Below are 21,104 nucleotides of genomic sequence, written 5' to 3'. Positions count from 1 at the left end.
TCCGACCGTTACCCCGCTTTCGATCGAACGTCGGCCGACCAGCCGCCGATCCGTCCCGCTCGCGTAGGGAGTCGTCCGGTAGCTGGCGCCGACGCGATGGGTCTCCGAAGCGTTTTGTCGGCCTGGCCGGAGGTAGGTGATATGGGTTATCGGGATATCAACCGCGACGAGGTCGAACGCCGGCGCGATCGGCTGTTGGACCGTTTCGGCGATGCGCCGGTGTACGAGCGCCACGACACGCCGAGCGACGGCGAGTTCGCGGAGTGGCTCGAGATGTCCCGCGACGGGTACATCGGTAGCGCGTACGCCCTCGTCCGACGGACGCCCGATCAACTCCCGCCGCTCACGGAGTCGATGGCGGTCGACGGGACCGAGCAGGAGCGGGTCCTCCTGATCGTCGGGCGAGGCGGGTCCAAGTGGGGCGTCCCCGGTGGCGGACGGGAGGACGACGAAACCATGGAGTCAACCGTCGTTCGCGAGGTCTCCGAGGAGGTCGGCATGTCCATCTCTCCGTCGGGGATCGGCCACATGCGCCACGAGATCGCGACCTGCGAGGAGTACGACGAGCGCCTCCACGTGCTCCGGGTGTTCTTTCACGCCGACTACGAGGACGGCTCGATCGCGATCCAACCCGGCGAACTGAACGGAGCGGCATGGTTCGCCACCCCACCAGCCGACGAACGGCTGTATCCGTCCACGCGGCGACTGCTTGAAACGTGGAGCGCGGAAGACGACTAGAAGCCGTTACCAATGTGACACACCGCACCGGGAGTGAGAGATCGGTCCACCGGAGAGTCGTCGAACGCGCCCGAGATGGCTGACGAGCCGAGGCCTCGGTTCGGATTCTCAGACGACTGCCCCAGCTTTTACCCTGTCCCGCCGAAGGGCCGGCGTGTTCACCATCGACATCGACCGGTTCATGGTAGAGATCGACGAGGGCGCGTTCAAGAACGTCGGGCCGGCGACGAAGGCCGCGACCGCGAAGCTGTTCGGGGTCGAGAGCGCCGAAGCGCGGGAGTTCGGCGACAAGCGCGTCAAACTCGCCTTCGAGGACGGCGAGGGAAACGCAGTCGAGGTCGCGCTCTTTCCCGACGAGGCGAGGCAGATCCGGGAGGGGCTCGCGGAACTCGAGGCGGGGTCGCCGGTGTTCGACGGCAACGACGAGTGAGGATCAGTCCTCGGCGGCGTCTCGCTCCCAGCCCTCGGTGTAGATCGGGTCGTCGTCGATCCCCTCCTCGTCGAGGAGCTCTTCGGTCTCGACGACCATCTCGGGGACGCCACACACGTAGCAGGCGGGATCGTCTAGGCCCTCGATGGCCTCCGGGAGGTGGTCCTGAACGTGGCCCGTCCGACCGTTCCAGGCCCGGTCGTCCTCGCGGTCGGAGAGGACGTACTCGACCGAGAGGTTCGGGTGCTCGGCCCGAATCTGATCCAGGCTCTCCCGGAAGATCAGGTGTTCCTGATCGCGCTCGCCGAAGACCAGCCGGGCCGTCCCGCCACCCTCTCTGGCGTACTGTCTGAGCATCGGGTAGATCGGGGTGATCCCGGTGCCGGTCGCGAGGAAGGCCGCGTCCCGATCCAGGTCGCGGACGTGGAGGTTGCCCGAGACCTCCTCGATCTCGATCTCGTCGCCGGGCTCGCGGTCGTGCATGTAGACCGAGGCGGTGCCGTCGTCGTAGCGTTTGATCGCCAGGACGAGCTGATTCGTTCCCGGTAGAGTGGCCGCCGTGTAGGGACGTTCGACATCCTCGCCATCGTCCTCGAAATGGATCGCGGTATGCTGGCCGGGCTCGTACTCGAAGGTGTGGTCGTCGGCGACGAGCCGGAACTGTGTGACGTCCGGGGTCATCCGGTGGACGTCCGCGACGGTGACGGTCAGGGTCATGGGCGGAGTTCGGACGACGCGGCCAAAGGGCTACTGCCGGCATACCGAGAGCCGAGCGGATCGGGACGTCATAGGGTCGGTTACAAGTCATTGCACCGTCGATCACAACACGGTACTGCGACCGAACGGTACATCGTTGTAACCGACCCTATCAGTCGTACGGCGCCGTCTCCAGTCGGCCCTCCGAGAACTCGATCGGGCGGAGTTTCCCTACGGTGACGTCGGGCCTGTCCTCGAGCTCGCGGGTGACCGGCTCCGAAACGACGAGGTCGTCAGGTTCCAGGGTGTTTCGGATCCGCGCGAACCGGAGTTCGCCGGGGTCGGCGACGCCGGTCGTCGAGGGGGCAACCAGGAGTGCCGTCGCGTCGTCGGGGACGACGAACGGGAGCTTCGCCCGGCGGGGCTCGCCGCTGGTGACGACGTTGACGTACATGTCCTCGACCGCGAGGTCGGCGACGACGTCTCGATGCACGAAGTCCGCCAGGCCCATCCCGAGGGCGTTGCCGTGGGAGGCCGGCGTCACGGATCGGGCGTACACCCGCGCGATCGACGGCTCGTCGGGTTCGTCCTCGCCGTGGAAGTAGGTCCGACCGAGCACGTTCGTGTCCATTCCCGTCCCCGAGATCTCCTTGCCGATCTCGTCTACGACCAGGAGGTCGAGGTCGGTTACGGGAAGGGTCGCGAGCGTTTCTCTGGCCGTCTCGAGGAGTTCGGGTTCTCGCTCGAGGATTCGGCCGGCGTCGATCCCCTCGACGTGGGCGGCCCGGTGGCGGGCGTTCTCGACGAGGGCGATCCCGCCGATGATCGGGAGTTCCTCTACGAGCAGTTCCGCTCGTTCCCGGATCACGCTCGAGAAGTCGGCGGCGAGTCCGGCGTTGTGAAGCGACTCTGCGCCGCGGTGTTTACCGAGGCCGATGACCGCCATCTTGCAGAGGCCGCTCTCGACCGGTCCAGAGAAGTCGGTGTGGGGCTTGACCCTGTTGGCGAGGACGACGGCGTCCACTTCCCGGGCGTCGCGGGCGGCGTACACCGGCCGTCCCAAACTATCGTCGCCGACACGATCGACGGCCATCGAGGATCGGATCTCACAGCCCACGGTACTAGAAGTGATCCCGAGCGCTGCGAGCGTCTCGCGTTGACCCTCCGCGGTGGCGCCGCCGTGGCTTCCCATCGCCGCGAGGATCACGGGCTCGAGTTCCATCGACCGGAGTTCCGAGACCGCCGTCTCGAGTATCGTCGGCATGTCGGAGATGCCGCGGCTCCCCGCGGTGATCCCGACCTCCGATCCCGGAGGGAGGTCCTCCAACCCGCCGATGTCGCCGACGGCCTCGCGGGTCGCCCGCTCGACGTCCTCAACCTCGTCGTGGTCGCGGTGTCGGGTGACGGACGCGACCCGGGGGAGGTCCCCGACCGTCGCGTCGGTCGCCGCTCGCAACGCCCCGGCGTCGGGGACCTCGAAGGGGATCTCGGTCACTTCGGTCCACCTCTCGCATCGGTTCCGTCAGTACCATCCGGACCGTCCGCGCGGCTCGCCGCCATCTCGGTCGCGACGGAGACTGCCTGCCGGAGGCTCCGGTCGGAGGCGATCCCCTCGCCGGCGATGTCGAAGGCGGTGCCGTGATCGACGCTCGTCCGGACGATCGGGAGCCCGATCGTGACGTTCACGCCCGACACCTGCCCGCCCTCGGCGAACCCGAGCATCTTGATCGGGATGTGGCCCTGGTCGTGGTACATCGAGACGACGCAGTCGTAGGCGCCGCCCGCGGCCGCAGGGTAGACGGTGTCGGGTGACTTCGGGCCCTCAACCGCGATTCTCTCTTGGCGGGCGTCCGCGACGGCGGGCTCGATCTCCTCGCGTTCGGTCTCCCCCAGGAGGCCGCCGTCGCTCGCGTGAGGGTTCAGCCCCGCGACCGCGATCCCGGGTTCGGCGATCCCCAGTTCCCGAAGGGCCTCGTCGGTGACCCGAATCGTCTCGAGAACCGACTCTCGAGTGACCAGCTCGCAGGCCTCCGCGAGCGGGACGTGGGTGGTGACGTGGCTCACCCGAAGATCGCCCTCGATCAGCAGCATCGCGTAGGAGTCGGTGTCGGTTCGGTCGGCGAGCATCCCGGTGTGGCCGGCGTGGTCGCTGCCCGCGAGCCGCGTGGCCTGTTTGTTGATCGGCGCGGTCGTCATCGCGTCGATCTCGCCCGCGAGCGCGAGGTCGATCGCACGCTCGACGTAGTCCAGACTCGCCCGGCCGTAGGCCTCGCGGACGACGCCGTACTCGAGCCCGTCGACGTTCGCGAGGTCGATGACGGGGACCGTGTCGGGTCCTCCGACGTCGGCCGCCTCTGCGGGACGATCGACCGGAACGATCTCGGGGGAGACCCCGCAGTTCTCGACTGCTGCCCGGAGGACGCCCGCGTCCCCGACGACCAGGGGCATCGTTCGGCCGTCCTCGAAGAGTTCGGGCCAGGCCGTTACGATCACCTCGCTGCCGACTCCGGCCGGGTCGCCCATCGTCAGGGCGACGGTGTAGCGATCCATGTCAACTGCCCCCATCGAGACGTCCCAGGACCGTAACGATTGTCGATTCCCCGCCGAACCCGCCCGCCTTCGTCACCAGTGGCGTCCCCGAGAGCGGTCCGCCCGCGACCCGCCCGCACGGAACGCCCTCGGCGACCGCCTCGCCCGAGAGCCGGATCGCGTCGATCCCGACCTCCTCGCAGACAGCGAGTGCGACGTCGCCCCCGGTGAGAAAGAGGCCGGAGGGTCGGCCTTCCGCGAGCGCGACGCCCGCCGCGGCCGCGAGCGCGCGCCGGACCCGCGCCGCGACCTCGTTCTCGTCGTGGCCTGCCCTCGCTCCCGCATCGCGGGTCGCGGCGACGTCGGCGCGCGACCGCGCGGCGGTGACGAGCGCGTGCTCGCCGCGGGCGAGGCGGGCGGCCGCGCGCTCGCCCGCCGCGCGGCCCACCCGCTCGGGTTCGGCGACCAGCTCCTCCCCGTCGAGTTCGATCACCGTCGAGTCGGGAACCCGCTCGATCCCCGCGAGCGTGGCGTCGGCGACGCTGCCGACGACCGCGAGGACGCCCGATCCGTCCGGCGATCCGACCGCGCCCCCCGCGACGCCGACTCCCCGTTCTGGAACCGCGATATGAGCCGCCAACCCGCCGCTGCCGACGTAGAGGACCCGCTCGCCGAGTTCCCCACCCGCCCGTGCGATCGTCGCGAGGTGGCCGTCGTCCGCGGCGTCGAAGGTGGCGATCCGGGGCCCCTCGCCGGAAGACTCGAGAACCTCGTGGATCGCGCCGACGCCTTCCGCGACCGTCTCGAGGGGGACGTGCTCGACCGGGTACCGGGCCTGCTCGAAGAGCGCGGGGAGCCGGTCGCTTCCGGGCGGGTTCGCGTCGTCCGCGTACCCGGTTTCCGAGAGCCGGCGGCCCTCGACCCGGTGAATCCCCTCGCGGGTCGTCCGGCCGGCGGCCGGAAAGGCGGGCGCGACGACCGCGAGATCGGCGTCCGACGCCTCGATGGCGGCTTCTACCTCGCTCGCGACGTTGCCCCGGAGCGTCGAATCCACCTTCTTGTAGACGACCAGGGCCTCCCGGCCGCCGAGGGCGCGGGCGACGGCCTCCCGGGCGTCGTCGTCCTCCGCGTAGCGGCTATCGGTGTTCACGGCGAGGACGGCGGGATCGTCGGCGTCGGGAGCGATGTCGCGCTCGGAGACGGCGACGACGGTCCGGTGGCCCCGCCGGGCGAAGCCGTGACCGGCGTCTACGGCCCCGGTGAGGTCGTCGGCGACGAGTAAGACCTCCATGGCGGTCGATTCGAGGGCGGCGTTATAAACGTCGGCGTCGGCGTTCGTCGCGGGCGCGTTTCGACAACCGTTTTAGGCCGAACCTGCTTGGACGAACTATATGGGTAACTGTATCATCTGCGGCACGTCCGTCGAGGGCGTGGTCTGTACGAGCCATCAGGAGGACGTCGCCTTCGAGTTCGAAGGGACCTCGGCGTCACAGCTCACCCCCGAGCGCTACTACCGGGGGACGGTCGACGGCTACGCCGACTTCGGCGTCTTCGTCGACGTCGGTGACCACGTCACGGGCCTGTTGCACCGAAGCGAACTGAAGCAACGACTCGAGAGCTTGGACTGGGAGCCCGGAGACAGCGTCTACGTCCAGGTGTTGGACGTCCGGGACAACGGCAACGTCGACCTCGGCTGGTCGATCCGCCAGGACGACCGCGAGTTCCGCGGGACGGTGATCGATGCCCCCGACGGCGACCGCCTCCCCGAGGACGACGGGAGCGAGGAGGAAGACGAGGAACCCACGACCCACGCCGACTCGCCCGCGGCCGGCGACCCGACGTCGGGGCCGGACGACCCCGTCGCAAACGGCGGCACGGAAGTCGAGACCGCGGCCACGCCCGAGGAGGCAGTCGACGTCGAGAGCGAGCCGACCGAGACCCCGCCCGAGAGCGATCCCGAGGCCGAGGGGTATCCGACCGACGAGGACGGCGAGCCGACGCTCAATCCGACCACGGTCGACTCGCTGGCGGACCAGGTCGGCGCGATCGTCCGGCTCGAAGGCGAGATCACGAGCGTCCGCCAGACCTCCGGCCCGACCGTCTTCGAACTCCGCGACGAGACCGGCGCCGTCGAGTGTGCGGCCTTCGAGGAGGCCGGCGTCCGTGCCTACCCCGACGTCGACGTCGACGAGATCGTCGCTCTGGAGGGCGAGGTCGAGCGCCACCACGGCGACCTCCAGGTCGAGACCGAACGCTTGGAGCCCCTCTCGGGCGAGGACCGCGAGACCGTCGCCGACCGCCTCGTCGAGGCCGTCGAACGGGAGGCCCGGCCCGCCGCCGTCTCCCTGCTGGCCGACCACGACGCCGTCGCCGACCTCGAAGAGGAAGTCGTCGAGGCCGCGACCGCGATTCGCCGGGCGGTGATGGAGGCCCGGCCGATCGTCGTCCGCCACACGGCGACCGCCGACGGCTACGTCGCCGGCGCCGGCCTGGAACGGGCGATCCTCCCGCTAATCCGGGCAAAACACGCCCGCGAGGACGCCGAGTACCACTACTTCGAGCGGCGCCCGCTCGACGACGCGGTCTACGACATGGACGCCGCGACCGGCGACGCGACCTCGATGCTCGAGGCCCGCGACCGCCACGGCGAACAGCTCCCCCTCGTGGTGCTCGCCGACGCCGGCAGCACCGCGGAGTCCGCCGACGGCTACGAGCTCCTCGAGAACTACGGCGCCGACCGGCTCGTGATCGACGACGGCCGGGGCGACGGCGCCGTCGCCGAGGCCGTCTCCGTCGCGGTCGGTCCGGCCTTCTCGGAGGCCGCCGAGGGCGACGCCGAGATCACGACGACCGCCCTCGCGGCGAACGTCGCTGCCCACGTCAACGACGACGCCCGCGAGGACCTCGCACACCTCCCCGCGATCAGCTACTGGGAGGGGGTCCCCGAGGCGTACGCCGACCTCGCGAGCGAGGCGGGCTACGACGATACCGCCCGCTCGGAGCGCCGGGAGGCGATCGCTCTGGAGGCACACTACCAGTCCTACAGCGACAAGCGCGAACTCATTGCCGACCTGCTGTTCGACGGCGGGAGCGGGCTCGCGGGCCACATCTCCGAGCAGTTCCGCGACAAGCTGGGCGACGAACTCGAGACCGTCCGCTCGAACGTCGATCGCCGCGAGGCCGAGGGGGTTCCGGTCACCGTCCTCGACACCGACGCCTACACCCACCGCTTCGACTTCCCGCCGACGGGCCTTCTACTCGACGCCCTCTCGCGAGTCGAACGCGAGGAGCACGGCGAGGAGACGGTCACGATCGGCGTCGACGAGGACGAACTCCACGTCCGGAGCACAGACCCCGTGGACGTCCGCGCACTGGGCGCGGCGATCGAGTCGGCGGTCCCCGAGGGTGGCGTCCGGGTCGTCGGCGGCCCCGACGGCTACGTCGCCTTCCTCGTCGGCGAGCGCGAGGGCGTGATTGAGGCCGCCGTCGCCGCGGTCGGCGACCTGGCCGACGAGTAGTCGCCCGTATTCTCAGTCGCTTTCGTCCTGACCGGGGTTCGAGTCGGTCTCCGAGCCCTCGCGCCCAAGTGCCGACTCGTCGGGCCAGGTAACGCTCCCGACGAAGGGGACGCCGACCCGTTCGGCCGAGCGGGCGATCATGTGGGCGCCAGTCGGCACCGTCAAGAACAGAAAGAGGATGCCGACGAGCGCCGTCAGCCCCTCGCTGCCGGGACCGAACTCGACGACGGCGGCGAGGAAGACGGCGGCGGTGCCGAGCGTCGTGGGCTTGCTCGTCGCGTGCATCCGGTTGTAGACGTTCGGAAACCGGAGCAGGCCGATCGTGCCGACGGTGAGGAAGAAAACCCCGACGACGATCAGGGCGACGAGGAGGGCGGCCCGGATCACTGGATCACCTCCCCGCGATCGACGAACTTGGCGACCGCGACGGTCGCGATGAAGCCGATGATCGCGAGCACGAGGCTGATCGTGACGAACAGCCCCCGGTCGGTCCGGAGCGCAAAGAGGACGGCGATGGCGACGACGTTCGTCGCGATGGCGTCGAGGGCGACCACGCGGTCGGCGACCGTCGGCCCGCGGATGACCCGGTAGCTACAGAGGACACAGAGCGCACCGACGACGACCAGCGCCGCGTCGATCGCGACCAGGAGGACGGCGGGGTCGCTACTCGCCGTCACGCCCGTCACCCCCGTCGTGTCCCGGGTCGCCCGGGCTCTCGCGGCCGACCTGGTCTCCGCGACTCCGCTCGCCCCACCGGTCGCCGCCGCTGACGACGATCTCGGGGGCCGGCTCCGACGACGACGCCTCCTCGTCGAACATCTCGAGTGCGTAGTCCTCCCAGCGCCTGATAGGATCGACGATTCCGTCGGGGTCGCGGCCGTCGACGACGTGGACGTACAGCGCGTTCGCCTCCTCGGCGTAGTCCAGGGTTATCGTCCCCGGCGTGACCGTGATGCTGTTGGCGAGCAGCGTGATCGCGGGGGCGGACTCGACGCGAAGCGGGATCAGGATGACCTCGGGCTCCATCGGGAGCGACGGCGCGAGCACGCGGTAGGCGACGTCGACGTTCGAACGCACCACCTCCCGGAGGAAGTCGAGGAGGTACCGTCCCGCCGCCGGCACCACCCCGGCCCGCCCGAGCCCGATCCAGCGGGGGTAGAGCCGCCGGAAAAGGTAGGCGATCGGGAGCCCGACCGCGAGCCCGAGGAGGAGCTGGCCGAGGAGGGCCATCGGGGCGAGGGTGGTGCCCCGAACGAACATCCAGAGGATCGCGAAGATCCAGCCCGCGACCGGCCAGGTCCGAACCTGGACGCTCACGCCGCCTCACCCCCCGGATCGACCGCCTCGGCGTACCCCTCGGCGTCGAGGGCGGCCTCGGCGGCGACCTCGGCGAACTCGTAGACGGGATCGAAGCCGATCCCGACCGCGAGGACGCCGGCCGCGAGCGCGACGACCGCGGCGACCTGGACCCGGTCCATCCGGGCGTCAGTGACCGCCGTCGATGGGGCGCCCCAGAAGCCGCGGTTCCAGACCCGGGTCGCGTAGGCGATCGTCAGCAGCGAACCCGCGAGCAGGACGACGAGGGCGCCGCCGGCCTCCGCTCGGATCGCCGCCTCGAAGACGAGGAACTTCCCGAAAAAGCCCGACAGCGGGGGCATCCCGACCAGCGCAAGCGAGCCGACGAAGACCGCGATCGACAGCGCGGGCGCGCGCTCGGCAAGCCCCCCCAGATCGTCGAAGGCGATCGTTCCGGTCGCCGACCTGACGGCGCCCGCCGCGAGAAAGAGCAGCGCCTTCGCCAGCGCGTGGTTGAGCGCGTAGACCAGCGCCGCGAGCACCGCGAGCCGGCGGAACTGCTCGCTCGTGGCCGCGGCCGCGAGCGCGACCGGGAGCGCGATGAAGCCGACCTGGCCGATGCTGGAGTACGCGAAGACGCCCTCGATCGAGGGCCGGCCGATCGCGCCCAGCCCCCCGACGGCGATGCTCGCCGCGGCCATCGCGAACAGGACGGGGCCGACGAACGCGAGCGGGGAGGCACCCGCGATCCCGAGGTCGGTGCCGGGGACCGAGAGCGAGACGGGGACGTCGGCGCCGGCGAAGACGGTAAAGGAGAGCCGGATGATCGCGTAGATCCCGACCTTCTTCGTCGCGCCCGCGAGGAGGGCGGTGATCGGCGGCGGCGCCGCCCGGTAGGCCGAGGGGATCCAGAACTGGAAGGGGACGAGGCCGGCTTTGAGCGCGAACACGGAGAGTAGGAGTCCGAAGAGGCCGACGACGGGGACCGGATCGATCCCGTAGGCCGCGGGGTCGGCGAGGCGCTGGGCCAGATCGGCCATGTTGAGGGTACCGGTGGTCGCGTAGAGCCCGCCGACCGCGAGCAGGAAGACGGCGCTGGCGACGAGGTTCAAGGCGACGTACCGGAAGGCAGCGCGGGTGTGCTGGGGGCCGCCGTAGTAGGCGACGAAGACGTAACTCGCCATCAGCATGACCTCGAACCAGACGAAGAGGTTGAAGAGGTCGCCCGTGAGGAAGGCGCCGGTGACCCCGAGCAGGAGGACGTGAAAGAGCGGGTTGTAGAACGTCCGGCGGTCGTAGCCGATGTTGTGGACGTACCGCGTCGAGAAGATCGCCGAGGCGAGCCCGACGGTCGCGACCATCGCGAGCATGAACGCCGAGAGCCCGTCGGCGACCAGCGTGATGCCGAAGGGCGCGGGGTGACCGCCGACCTGGTAGGTCGCGATCCCCGGGGCGCCGGGCGCGAGGACGACCGTCCAGGCCAGCAGGGCGACCGCGAGCGCGTAGCCCGCGGTCCCCGCGAGGGCCAGGCCCGTCCGGAGGCGGGGGTAACTCCCGAACAGGAGCGTGAGGACGGCCGTGGCGAGGACGACGAGCATCGGTGCGATGACGACCGTCGTCATCGCCGGTCACCCCCGTCGCTCCGGGTCCGCTCTCTCCCCTCGGAGACCTCTCGGCCCCCGATCTCGGCGAGGTCCAGGGTGCCGTGTTCCTCGTAGACCCGGTAGGAGAGCACCAGCGCGAAGGCGGTCATCCCGAAGCCGATGACGATCGCCGTCAGCACCAGCGCCTGGACCAGCGGGTCGGCGGTCTCGGGGACCTCGCCGTGGCCCGCGAGCACCGGGACCGCGTCGTGGGTCGCGGGTGCGATCTCGCCCGCGGTCAGCAAGTAGAGGTTCGCGGCCTGGCCGACGAGCGCGAGCCCCCAGACGACCCGGACCAGGTCCCGCCGGAGCATGAGGAAGGTGCCGAGGGCGAAGAGGGCGCCGACGGTCGCCGCGAGGACGATCGCGGTCATTCGGCTCCCACCGCCGAGAGGATCGTGAGCAGGCCGCCGACGACGACGCAGTAGACCCCGAGATCGAAGACGACCGCGCTCGCGAGCTCGACGTGGCCGTAGATCGGGACGCCCTCGAGCACGACGTACGTCTGGCTCAGGAACGGAACCCCGAAGAACAGGGGCACCAGCGCGCTCCCGACGGCGATCGCGAGCCCGGCGGCGAACAGTCGGCGGTAGGCGACGACGACCCGGTCCCGCGAGGGTGCCTTTCCGGACTCGACCTCGCGGCCGAGGACGCCCCGTTCGAGGAAGTCGAGGCCGAAGGCGAGATAGAGCAAGGCGAAGGCGGTCGTCGTGAGCACGCCCGCAATGAACCCCCCGCCGGGGAGGTTGTGGCCCTCGAGGAGCAAGGAGAGGGCGACGACGAGCACGATCGGGACGACGACCCGGGCGGTCGTCCGCATCACGACCGTCGTCACGCGTCCTCACCCCGTCCGCGCATGACGAGCAGCGTCAGCACCGAGATCGCCGCGACGGCGACGACGACGAGCTCGCCCATCGTGTCGAACGCCCGGAAGTCGACGAGGACGACGTTGACGATGTTGGTCCCCCCACCCTCGGGGACGGCCTGCTCGGCGTAGTAGCGGGCGATCTCGGAGGCCCCCTCGGGGCGGGCGTCGGTCGTGACGAGGACGGTGACGAAGGCGGTCGCGCCGACGGCGAGCGAGAGGACCGCGTCCCGGCCGACCCGCCCGAGGGCCATCTCCGAGAACTCGGGGACGGGAAGCTCCGCCGACTCGGGAATCTCCTCGATGACGAGCAGGAAGACCAGGAGGACGAGCGTCTCGACGACGAGCTGGGTCAGCGCGAGATCGGGCGCGCTCGCGAGGATGTAGACGATCGCGAGCATGAACCCCACGATCGAGAGCGTGAGGACGCCGACGACGTGGGACGGCGAGCGGACGACGGCGACCGCCGCGACCACCGCGACGGCGGCGACGAGCGCGATCGGGATCGACGCCTCGAGCTCGACCATCGTTCCCGAGAGTGCCCCGGCCGCGGCGAAGCCCGCGAGCGCGATCGCACAGGTGGCCCCGAGCGTCCAGGTCGCGTACGTCCGGAGCAACCCGTTCTGGACGCGGGCGGCGAGCCCTCGTCCGGCGCGCTCGAGGCCGTCGATAGCGGCGTCGTACCACCAGGTCGCGGCGACCGGGGGGATCGCCGCCGACAGCCCGCCGATACCCCGGTGGAGGGGGCCGTAGAACGGGTAGGCGGCCAGTCCGAGTCCGATCGCGAGCGCGCTCATCCCGACCGCGGGCGAGTACGACGTGGGGATCACGTGGGGCATCTCGCGGGGCTCCGTGACCGTCGCGTCGACGGCCGGTTGGACGACGGTCTCGATTGCGAGCCCGGGCGAGATGCTGATGACGGCAGTGAGGGCGCCGAGGATCGCCGGCGAAACGAGCAGGATCGGCGCCGGCCGGGTGACGTGGCCGAGTCCATCGGGCCGCGAGCCGAAAAAGAGCGCGAGAAAGCGAACCGAGTAGAGGACGGTAAAGACGCTCGCGAGAACGGCGACGGCGGGGTAGAGCCAGCCGATCGCGCCGGGGATCTGGCCGGCGGCCTCGACGGTCGCGTTGAACAGCAACTCCTTCGAATAAAAGCCGCTAAACGGCGGGATGCCGGCCATGCTCAAGGCGACGACCGCCGTGATGACGGCCGTAAACGGCAGCTCGTGGCGGAGTCCCCCGAGCTCCGCGAGTTCGCGGGTACCTGCCTCGTGGGCGACGATGCCGGCGATCAAGAACAGGGCGGCCTTGAACAGTGCGTGGTTGAGCAGGTGAAAGACCCCGGCCTCGGCGCCGTACCCCGAGGCGAAGCCGAAGCCCGCGACCATCAGTCCGAGGTGGCTCGCCGTCGAGTACGCCAGCAGTTCCTTGACGTCGGTCGAGGCCACGGCCAGCATCGCACAGACGAGCATCGTCGCGAGCCCGAGCGCCGAGAACAACAGCGACCACTCGGGGCTCTCGAGGAGGGGGCGGAGCCGTCCGAGGAGGTAGACGCCGACCTTGACCATCGTCGCGGAGTGGAGAAAGGCGGAGACGGGCGTCGGCGCGGCCATCGCACTGGGGAGCCAGAAGTGGACGGGGACCTGGGCGGACTTGGTCGCCGCGCCGACGGCGATCAGCGCGAGCGCGGGGACGAAGAGGCCGGCCTCCCGTAGCGAGTCGCGGACGGGCCCGGGCTCGGCGAGCATCGCCGCGAGGTCGAAGGAGGCGGGGTCGCCGGCGGCCTGGGCCAGCAACAGGAAGCCGGCGAGCATGAACAGCCCGCCGCCGACGGTGACGAGCATCGACATCCGCGCGGCGTACCTCGAGGAGTCGTCCTCGGTGTGAAAACCGATCAGCACGAACGAACAGAGGCTCGTCAGCTCCCAGAAGACGAACAGTGCGATCAGGTCCGCCGCGAGGGCGACCCCGAGGATCGACCCGAGGAAGGCCACCAGGGCGGCGTAGTACCTCGCGAGGCCGGACTCGCCGTGGAGGTACGCCGGCGAGTAGATCGAGACGAGGACGCCCATCCCGCTTGCAACCAGCGCGAACAGCACGGCCCAGCCATCGACGGCGAAGCGAAGCGAGATTCCCAGGGAGGGGATCCACGCGAGCGAGACGACGCCCTCGGCGCCGTGTTGGGTCGCGAGCAGTGCGAAACAGAGAAGCGAGACTCCCGCGGCGAGGTAGCCCGTCCGCTCGCCCAGCAACCGGAACGCAAGCGGCATCAGGAGGGCGGCGACGAACGGCAGCGACACGGCTGCGAACACGACGACCGGCTCCGGGGACATTCGGTTCGGTGGATCTACCCACGGTCGCGCCTTAACCCTTCGGCAGGAAGGACGAACCCGGGCCCGCGGCCCGAACGGGGGCGACGAGCGGTCGGTCCGTCGGACCGGCCGCCGGTCGAAACGCCTTTCGTTTCTTCGCGCACACGAGGGGCTATGAGCGGCGATCCCGCGACCCGCGCCCGGGAGAACGCGACGGCGATCGCCTTGACGATCGTCACCGGACTCTGGCTCGCGCTCCTGATCTCCGGCTTTGGCGGCTCGCTGTGGCTCGCCGTCATGCTGATCGGGTACATGGTCGTCGTCCCCCTCGTCGCCTTGCTGTACGGCGACGAGGAAGACAGGGCCGAGTGGTGGGACGGCATGTGGGGAGACACCGACTGGGACGACTGGGGGGAGTGGTGGGGCGAGAACGAACGCGAGGATCGACCCGCAGAACGCGAACTCGAACCCGGACGCCGGGACGCCCTCGAGACCCTGCGGGAACGGTACGCCGCCGGCGAGCTCACCGACGAGCAGTTCGAGCACAAACTCGAACGGCTGCTCGAGGTCGAGACCGTAGAGGACGCCTCCGAGTGGGCGCGCGCCCGGAGCGGGGATCGAGAGAACCCGCACGGAGACACCGACCGCCACCTCGAGCGCGAGCGATGACCCGGGTAGCGACACCCTTATTCGCCGGACGCCGCCAGTAGGAGATGACCGAATGAGTACCGAGATCCCGCCGACCGAGACCGAGGCGTTCGAGCGGGTCTGTGAGACCCTCGTCGGTCGTATCTTGGCCGGCGAGGTCGAACGCGAGGAGGTCGAGAAGGCGAAGCTCGAAGCCTGCTCGGAGCACTCGGCGCCGAAGGTGCCGAAGAACTCCGAGTTGCTCGACTACGCACCCCGGGAACACCGCGAGGACCTAGAGGAGGTGCTCCGGCGAAAGCCCGTCCGGACCGCCTCGGGGGTGTCGCCTGTCGCGATCATGACCTCGCCCGAGCGGTGTCCCCACGGCAAGTGTCTCTACTGTCCCGGCGGGCCGGACTCCGAGTTCTCTTCGGCGCAGAGCTACACCGGCGACGAACCTGCCGCCGCCCGCGGGGTCCAGAACGACTACGACCCCTACGGGCAGGTCACGCTCCGGCTGAACCAGTTGCGCCAGATCGGCCATCCCGTCGACAAGGTAGAGCTGATCCTGATGGGCGGGACGATGACCGCCCGGAGCCACGACTACCAGGAACACTTCGTCAAGCGCGCCCTGGAGGCGATGAACGACTTCGACCCCGGAGCGGAGCCCGAACCCGCCGAGGGCGTCAGCTTCGCGGAGGATCCCGAGGAGTACGAGTGGCGGTATCTCGAGGACGTGATCGCCGAAAACGAGACGAACGACGTTCGGAACATCGGGACGACCTTCGAGACCAAACCCGACTGGTGTGACCCCGAACAGATCGACCGGATGCTCGACCTCGGCGGGACGAAAGTCGAGGTCGGCGTCCAGACGACCTACGAGCGTATAAATCGAGAAATGCACCGCGGCCACGGCGTGCAGGCGTCGATCGACGCCAACCGCCGGCTGCGCGACGCGGCGTTCAAGGTCGGCTTCCACATGATGCCCGGCCAGCCCGGGATGTCAAAGGAGATGTGCCTCGAGGACTTCCGGGAACTGTTCGACAACGAGCAGTGGCGCCCCGACTACCTCAAGATCTATCCGACGCTGATCGTCGAGGGCACCGCGACCTACGACTGGTGGCACGAAGGGGAGTTCGATCCCCTGGGCAACGAGGAGGCCGCCGAACTCGTCGCCGAGATCAAGTCGATGATCCCGCGCTACACGCGCCTCCAGCGCGTCCAGCGCGACATTCCGGCAGACCACATCGAGGCCGGCGTCTGGAAGTCGAACCTGAGACAGCTCGCCCGAAAGCGCCTCGAAGAGCACGGCTGGACCTGCGACTGCATCCGGTGTCGGGAAGCCGGGATGTCCGAGCGGGAGGCCGCCGAGATCGAACTCGACGTGATGAGCTACGAGGCCTGTGGCGGCACGGAACACTTCATTTCCTTCGAAGACTTCGACCGTGACGTGCTGGTCGGGTTCTGTCGGCTTCGGTTTCCCGGAGACCCGGTTCGCGAGGAACTGGAAGGCGCCGCGCTCGTACGGGAGCTCCACGTCTACGGATCGGAGGTCGCAGTCGGCGGGGCTGGCGAGGACGGCCAGCACCAGCACCGAGGGTACGGCCGCCGGCTGATGGAACGCGCCGAGGAACTCGCCCGCGATGCGGGCTACGGGAAACTCGCCGTGATCTCGGGCATCGGCGCCCGGGAGTACTACCGCGAGAAACTCGGGTACAGCCAAGACGGCCCCTACGTGAGCACGGAGCTGTAACGCGACCGAAGCGAGCGCCGGTTTGCGGTGAACGAAACCACCGGCTCCGTCGAAGTCTTTTTTCTGAGCGCTTTTGTCCGAATCCGGCGCCACATCCGCGTGCGAACGTGACAAACAGAGGAAAACTTATACTTGTACTTGATAACATTTCCACATGAACACCCCCACTGATAAACGTCTATTTGCGATGTGCCTGATTTCGGCCAGTATTGGTTTGATCACCTATGCTGCTGTCGGAACGGATTACGGTAGTGGCCTGATGCTATTAATCGCCATAGCCGTCCTTGCAGTATTGATGTTTTCTGACGGATACTTACAGTCTTCCTAAAGCGGTGGTCTGCTCTAATACTGTACGTAACACGGATGTCGGCCACCGGGAGCGAAGTCAAACGACACAGCAGGTCGAACGAACCCCGACTCAGAACGGCGGCGAGTTCGGGATTTCGGTGTCGAACTCTCCGATCGGGCGGACGCCGATGCCGTGGAAGTCGGGGGTGGCGACGTCCTCGTTTTCGATCTCGTCCGCGCCGTAGTCCGCGATCGGGTCGGGTTCGACGGTCGCGACGATCTCGCGGCTCTCGGCGTCGATGGCGTTGAACCCGGGTGTTTCGCCGGTCGCGGGATGGGAGTCTCCCGGCGCCTGCTCGGGGCCCCGCAGCGAGACGAACACGTACTCCCCGTCGGGCGAGGACCACATGACGTCCGGCGCGGGACCGTAGTCCGCTACCTCCGCGATCGCCTCATCGGTCCCGGGATCGAGGACGATCCCGTCGCCGGTCTCGCGGTTGAGCACCCAGAGCTCCTCGCCGTCGGGGGTAAACCGGAGGTCGTGTGCGTCGATCCCCTCCGTGAACCCGCTCTCGATCGGCTCGTGGCCCTCCGTATCGAAAACGTAGTAGTCGCCGACACCCTCCTCGCTCCCCTCGGAGTCGGACGGCCGGCCGGCCGTGAGGTAGAACTTCGACTCCTCGTAGTGGGGCATCGTCCCGGAGTTGGTCGGGACGCCATCGACCTCGCCGTGAAAGACCTCGGTGACCGAGAAGTCAGCGTGGTCGACGACGACGAGGCCGCCGTCGCGGTAGTCCGGACCCAGGGCGTGATAGGAGTGGCCTGCCCCGGTGTGCTGGTGACAGACCGGGCTCGAGTCCGAGAAGTCGCCGGCGTGCTCCCGGATCGTCTCGCTGTCGGTGAGCACGATCTCGCCGTCGATCCCGAACTCCTCGGCCTCGAGGTCGGCCGCGATCCGCTTGATCGCGCCCGCGCCGGCGACGTCGACGACGACGTACTCCTCGTCGGGGGTAAAGGCGGCGAACCGCGATCCCGGACCGGTCTCGACGCTGCCGACGACCCGGCGGTCTTCCGTCCGGACGAAGAGCGTGCGGGCGCCGGCCGTACAGGCGACGGCGGCGTACTCGTAGTCGGCAGTGAACGCGATCGTGTGGGGCCCCCCGCCGTCGTCGGCGGCGAAGTCGATGGACTCGACCTCCTCGAAGGTTCCCTCCTCCCCGCCGGGCTCGTAGACGTAGCCCGTATCGGTCCCTCGATCGAGCGCCCAGATCTCGTAGGTAGCGTCGTCCTCGCCGCCCCCGTCGGACCCGCCGGCACCGGCGGTAGCCCCCCCGTCGCTGCCCTCCCCGAGACAGCCCGCGATCCCGAGACCACCGGCCGCCACCCCGCCGGCCAGGAGCATCCGTCGAGTCACCCGTTCCCACATGCCACCCCCTCTCGACCCGATCGATTAATATGTGACGAATAGCGCGCCTCGGGCCGTGTTTCGATAGGTAAGACCGGTGTCACGACGACCGAGCCCCGGCGGAAGTACCTGGCTCGTCGCGGGGGCGAGGGGAGGAGCCGGCGTCGCGAGCGGCGTGGTGTTATTTCCGTCCCGGCTCCGATCGGCGAACGATGCGAGCGAACTCCACCCGTCGCGCGCTGCTCGGGGCCCTCGTTGCCGGCGGCGTCGGCGCCACGGCGCTGTCGCCCGCAGCCGACCTGCTGTCGTCGTTCGCCCCGCCCGCAGGCCGCGCCTGGCGGAGCACCCGCGGCGAGACGCCGGAGACGGTCGCCAGCCCCCACGGCGAGGCGACCGTGACCTACGACGAGTGGGGCGTCCCCCACGTCGCCGCCGACACCGAACCGGCGGCGTACTTCGCGGTCGGCTACGTCCAGGCGGCGGACCGGTTCTTCGAGATGGACCTCGTCAGGCGCCGGATGGACGGTCGGCTGGCGGCCGCCGTCGGCGAACGGGCCGTCGACACCGATCGCTTTCACGCACAGATGGACTTCCGTGGGGCAGCAGCGGCCTCCGAGACGGCGCTCGCGGGGAGCCGGACCGAGACGCTCATCGAGGCCTACACAGACGGCGTCAACGCCGCCCGCGAGGCCGGTCCCGACCCGCTTGAGTTCGCACTCGCCGGATACGGGGCCGGCGAGTGGACGCCGATCGATACCCTGCTCGTCGGGACCCAGATCGCCTGGGGGCTGACGGGGAGTTTCGAGGCGCTCCGCCGGGACGTCCTCCGGGAGCGTCTCGACTCCGCCGACTACCGCCGGCTCTACGGGGAGCCCTTCGACCACGGCGCGCCGATCGTCCGGGAGGCGACCGGCGACGGGAGGCGGGAGGCGGAATCGAGGGGGCGGCTGCGCGGCGTCGATCCCGCGTTCGTCGACGCGCTGGCCGAGCACGAACCGCCACCGGCGTGGGGATCGAACCACTGGGCCGTCGCCGGCGAGCACACCCGTTCGGGATCGCCGATGCTCGCCTACGACCCCCACCTGACGCTCATGGCGCCGCCGGTGTGGTACGAACAGCGGATCACGGTCGCAAACGCCGACGTCGACGTCCGCGGCGCCACGCTCCCGGGCATTCCCTTCGTCGTCGTCGGGGAGAACCGCCACGGCGCGTGGGGGTTTACCAACACCGGCGCCGACGTCGTCGACCACTACACCTACGAGACCGACGGCGAGGAGTACCGCTACGGGGACGACTGGCTCGAGTTCGAGACCGAAACCCGGACGATCGGCGTCGCCGACGGCGAGGACCGCGAGGTGGAGGTCAGAAAGACTGTCCACGGCGCCCTCGTCGACCGGGAGGTAGACGGCGAGAGCCGACGGATCGGGGTCGCCTGGACCGGGATGTCCGGCACCCGGGAGTCCGCGGCCATCTACGAGTTCTCCCGGACGCGGGGGGCCGACGACTACCTCGGGGCGCTCCGGAAGATGGACGTCCCGACGCAGAACGCGCTGTACGTCGACGACGAGGAGGTTCACTACCAGGTGGCCGGCCGGATCCCGATCCGTCGGATCGACGGCGAGGTCGTTCGCGGCGACCGCGTCTTCGACGGCTCGGCCGCCGAGGCCGAGTGGGCCGGGTTCGAGCCGTTCGGACAGAGCGACTGGTCGGCCGGCGGCTTCATCCCCGTCGAGGAGACGCCGGGCGTCAGCGACGCCGACTACGTCGCTACGGCCAACCAGCGGCCGGTCGACGACCCGGCGTTCCCCGTCGGCCAGGGCTACGCCTCGGGCTTTCGCGGGGCCCGCATCTATGAGCGACTCGACGAACGGATCGCGGGCGGCGGCGCCGTCGATCGCGAGTTCATGGTCGCTCTCCAGAACGACACCGTAGACCTCCGGGCACGGGCCCTCGTGCCCGCGATCCTCGACGCCAGAGACCGGATGGACCGCTCCCTCGATCCCTACCTCGAGGAGCTGTCCGACTGGGAGTACCGGATGGACCGGGAGTCGACGGCCGCGCTCGTCTTCGCTCGCTTCTACGAGGCGTTCCGGGCGGCGACCTGGAGCGACGACTTCGAGCGACTGGGTCTCGACGAGGGGTGGTGGCCCCAGGAGTGGCCGCTGGTGACCCTGCCCGCCGACGACCCGTTCTTCGACGGCGACCGCGCGGCCGTCGTCGCCGAGGCGATGGCCGAGGCCGTAGACGAGATTGAGGCCGAGGGCTGGGAGAGCTACGGCGACTACAACCGGACGACGATCGACCACCCGTTCGGCGGGCAGGTGCCGGCGCTGAACTATCCCCGGTATCCGACCGACGGCACGGACGCGACCGTCTTCAACGTCCACGACGGCGCCGGCGCGGGCAGCAGTTGGCGCCAGGTGTCGTCGATCGGCGGGGAGTCGCTGTCGGTCGTCCCCGGCGGCCAGAGCGGGGTCTATGGCTCGGATCACTACGCGGATCAGCTCCGGCTGTGGGCCGACGGCGAGCACAAACCGATGACCTTCGAGGCGCCCGACGACGGACGAGTCCTCGAGTTCCGGGGGCGGGAGGAATGAGCGTCGAGGACACTCCCTCGGGGACGGACCGCGACAGCCCCGAGAGGACGGACGGCGCCGGCTTCCCGTGGACGCCCGCCCCCCTGCTCGCGATCCGACGGGACTCGAGGCGGCGGGCGGTCGCGGTCGTCGCCGCCGCGGCCGTCGGCCTCGGGCTGGCGTGGGTCCACTGGCTCGGGCTGTTCGCCGCCGGCGCGGCGGTCGGCCTCGTCAGCCGGACGCTCCCCCGGGCGGTCGCCGCCGGGATCTGTACCGGCACCGTCGCCCTCGCTCTCACCGTCCTCGCGAGCCCGTCGATGGGCACCGGCGAGTTCCTCGCGCTGTCGCCGCCGGCGTACGTCGCCGTCGCCGCCGGCCTGCTCGGGCCGGGATGGGGGGCGCTGGTCCGGGGCGTCGTCTGAGACCAC

20 protein-coding genes are annotated in these 21,104 nt (G+C 69.8%); 8 read left to right on the top strand and 12 right to left on the bottom strand.

Features of this window, described 5'->3' with window-relative positions:
• Positions 1-141: 141 nt before the first annotated feature.
• Positions 142-738 (top strand): NUDIX hydrolase, encoded by a 597-nt coding sequence (locus DVH23_RS11620; protein ID WP_114577600.1) that lies wholly within the window; start codon positions 142-144, stop codon positions 736-738.
• Positions 739-892: 154 nt separating this feature from the next.
• Positions 893-1,168, top strand: coding sequence for a hypothetical protein (locus DVH23_RS11615; protein ID WP_114577599.1), 276 nt, complete (start codon positions 893-895; stop codon positions 1,166-1,168).
• Between the two features lie 3 nt (positions 1,169-1,171).
• Here the strand turns inward: DVH23_RS11615 and DVH23_RS11610 are convergent, their stop codons facing one another.
• The 4 genes from DVH23_RS11610 to DVH23_RS11595 form a co-directional block, all read right to left on the bottom strand.
• Positions 1,172-1,885 (bottom strand): ferredoxin--NADP reductase, encoded by a 714-nt coding sequence (locus DVH23_RS11610; RefSeq protein ID WP_114577598.1) that lies wholly within the window; start codon positions 1,883-1,885, stop codon positions 1,172-1,174.
• Between the two features lie 151 nt (positions 1,886-2,036).
• Positions 2,037-3,350, bottom strand: coding sequence for a lactate racemase domain-containing protein (locus DVH23_RS11605; RefSeq protein ID WP_114577699.1), 1,314 nt, complete (start codon positions 3,348-3,350; stop codon positions 2,037-2,039).
• Between the two features lie 5 nt (positions 3,351-3,355).
• Positions 3,356-4,429, bottom strand: coding sequence for a 4-hydroxythreonine-4-phosphate dehydrogenase PdxA (gene pdxA / locus DVH23_RS11600; protein WP_198667914.1), 1,074 nt, complete (start codon positions 4,427-4,429; stop codon positions 3,356-3,358).
• Positions 4,416-5,684 (bottom strand): four-carbon acid sugar kinase family protein, encoded by a 1,269-nt coding sequence (locus DVH23_RS11595; protein WP_114577596.1) that lies wholly within the window; start codon positions 5,682-5,684, stop codon positions 4,416-4,418. The genes pdxA and DVH23_RS11595 overlap by 14 nt, the downstream gene beginning before the upstream one ends.
• Before the next feature lie 100 nt (positions 5,685-5,784).
• Between DVH23_RS11595 and DVH23_RS11590 the strand changes: the two genes are divergently transcribed.
• Positions 5,785-7,911 (top strand): DHH family phosphoesterase, encoded by a 2,127-nt coding sequence (locus tag DVH23_RS11590; RefSeq protein WP_114577595.1) that lies wholly within the window; start codon positions 5,785-5,787, stop codon positions 7,909-7,911.
• A 12-nt stretch (positions 7,912-7,923) separates the two neighbouring features.
• On the opposite strand, the gene mnhG is transcribed toward DVH23_RS11590, so the two are convergent.
• Genes mnhG through mbhE form a run of 7 tightly spaced genes read right to left on the bottom strand, consistent with a single transcriptional unit; the run spans position 7,924 to position 14,048 of the window.
• Positions 7,924-8,298 (bottom strand): monovalent cation/H(+) antiporter subunit G, encoded by a 375-nt coding sequence (gene mnhG / locus DVH23_RS11585; RefSeq protein ID WP_114577594.1) that lies wholly within the window; start codon positions 8,296-8,298, stop codon positions 7,924-7,926.
• Positions 8,295-8,588: a monovalent cation/H+ antiporter complex subunit F gene (locus tag DVH23_RS11580; RefSeq protein WP_114577593.1), complete on the bottom strand. Its 294-nt coding sequence runs from the start codon at positions 8,586-8,588 to the stop codon at positions 8,295-8,297. Before DVH23_RS11580 ends, mnhG begins: the two co-directional genes overlap by 4 nt.
• Positions 8,575-9,228 carry a Na+/H+ antiporter subunit E gene (locus DVH23_RS11575; protein ID WP_255565242.1) on the bottom strand — a complete coding sequence of 218 codons (654 nt, stop codon included), beginning with the start codon at positions 9,226-9,228 and terminating at the stop codon, positions 8,575-8,577. Before DVH23_RS11575 ends, DVH23_RS11580 begins: the two co-directional genes overlap by 14 nt.
• Positions 9,225-10,829: a complex I subunit 5 family protein gene (locus DVH23_RS11570; protein WP_114577592.1), complete on the bottom strand. Its 1,605-nt coding sequence runs from the start codon at positions 10,827-10,829 to the stop codon at positions 9,225-9,227. The genes DVH23_RS11575 and DVH23_RS11570 overlap by 4 nt, the downstream gene beginning before the upstream one ends.
• Positions 10,826-11,224 (bottom strand): sodium:proton antiporter, encoded by a 399-nt coding sequence (locus DVH23_RS11565; protein ID WP_114577591.1) that lies wholly within the window; start codon positions 11,222-11,224, stop codon positions 10,826-10,828. The genes DVH23_RS11570 and DVH23_RS11565 overlap by 4 nt, the downstream gene beginning before the upstream one ends.
• A complete protein-coding gene (locus DVH23_RS11560; protein ID WP_114577590.1) occupies positions 11,221-11,685 on the bottom strand; it encodes an MnhB domain-containing protein in 465 nt (154 codons plus the stop codon). The genes DVH23_RS11565 and DVH23_RS11560 overlap by 4 nt, the downstream gene beginning before the upstream one ends.
• Positions 11,682-14,048 (bottom strand): hydrogen gas-evolving membrane-bound hydrogenase subunit E, encoded by a 2,367-nt coding sequence (gene mbhE / locus DVH23_RS11555; protein WP_114577589.1) that lies wholly within the window; start codon positions 14,046-14,048, stop codon positions 11,682-11,684. Before mbhE ends, DVH23_RS11560 begins: the two co-directional genes overlap by 4 nt.
• A 153-nt stretch (positions 14,049-14,201) precedes the next feature.
• Here mbhE and DVH23_RS11550 point away from each other — a divergent pair, with 153 nt between their 5' ends.
• The 3 genes from DVH23_RS11550 (at position 14,202) to DVH23_RS23565 (ending at position 16,735) form a co-directional block, all read left to right on the top strand.
• Positions 14,202-14,696, top strand: a complete 495-nt coding sequence (locus DVH23_RS11550) for an SHOCT domain-containing protein (RefSeq protein WP_114577588.1) — start codon at positions 14,202-14,204, stop codon at positions 14,694-14,696.
• A 52-nt stretch (positions 14,697-14,748) separates the two neighbouring features.
• Entirely contained in the window at positions 14,749-16,407 is a 1,659-nt protein-coding gene (locus DVH23_RS11545) for a tRNA uridine(34) 5-carboxymethylaminomethyl modification radical SAM/GNAT enzyme Elp3 (RefSeq protein ID WP_114577587.1), read from the top strand.
• Positions 16,408-16,561: 154 nt separating this feature from the next.
• Positions 16,562-16,735 (top strand): hypothetical protein, encoded by a 174-nt coding sequence (locus tag DVH23_RS23565; RefSeq protein ID WP_157972395.1) that lies wholly within the window; start codon positions 16,562-16,564, stop codon positions 16,733-16,735.
• Between the two features lie 90 nt (positions 16,736-16,825).
• On the opposite strand, the gene DVH23_RS11540 is transcribed toward DVH23_RS23565, so the two are convergent.
• A complete protein-coding gene (locus DVH23_RS11540; RefSeq protein WP_114577586.1) occupies positions 16,826-18,121 on the bottom strand; it encodes a YncE family protein in 1,296 nt (431 codons plus the stop codon).
• Positions 18,122-18,312: 191 nt separating this feature from the next.
• Here DVH23_RS11540 and DVH23_RS11535 point away from each other — a divergent pair, with 191 nt between their 5' ends.
• Positions 18,313-20,697 carry a penicillin acylase family protein gene (locus DVH23_RS11535; RefSeq protein ID WP_114577585.1) on the top strand — a complete coding sequence of 795 codons (2,385 nt, stop codon included), beginning with the start codon at positions 18,313-18,315 and terminating at the stop codon, positions 20,695-20,697.
• Positions 20,694-21,098: a hypothetical protein gene (locus DVH23_RS11530; RefSeq protein WP_114577584.1), complete on the top strand. Its 405-nt coding sequence runs from the start codon at positions 20,694-20,696 to the stop codon at positions 21,096-21,098. The genes DVH23_RS11535 and DVH23_RS11530 overlap by 4 nt, the downstream gene beginning before the upstream one ends.
• Positions 21,099-21,104 lie beyond the last annotated feature (6 nt).

This window comes from Saliphagus sp. LR7 (assembly GCF_003344565.1).
Lineage (GTDB): Archaea > Halobacteriota > Halobacteria > Halobacteriales > Natrialbaceae > Saliphagus > Saliphagus infecundisoli.
The sequence above is the reverse complement of the archived record's forward strand: the minus strand, read 5'-3'. Positions and strand labels throughout refer to the sequence as shown.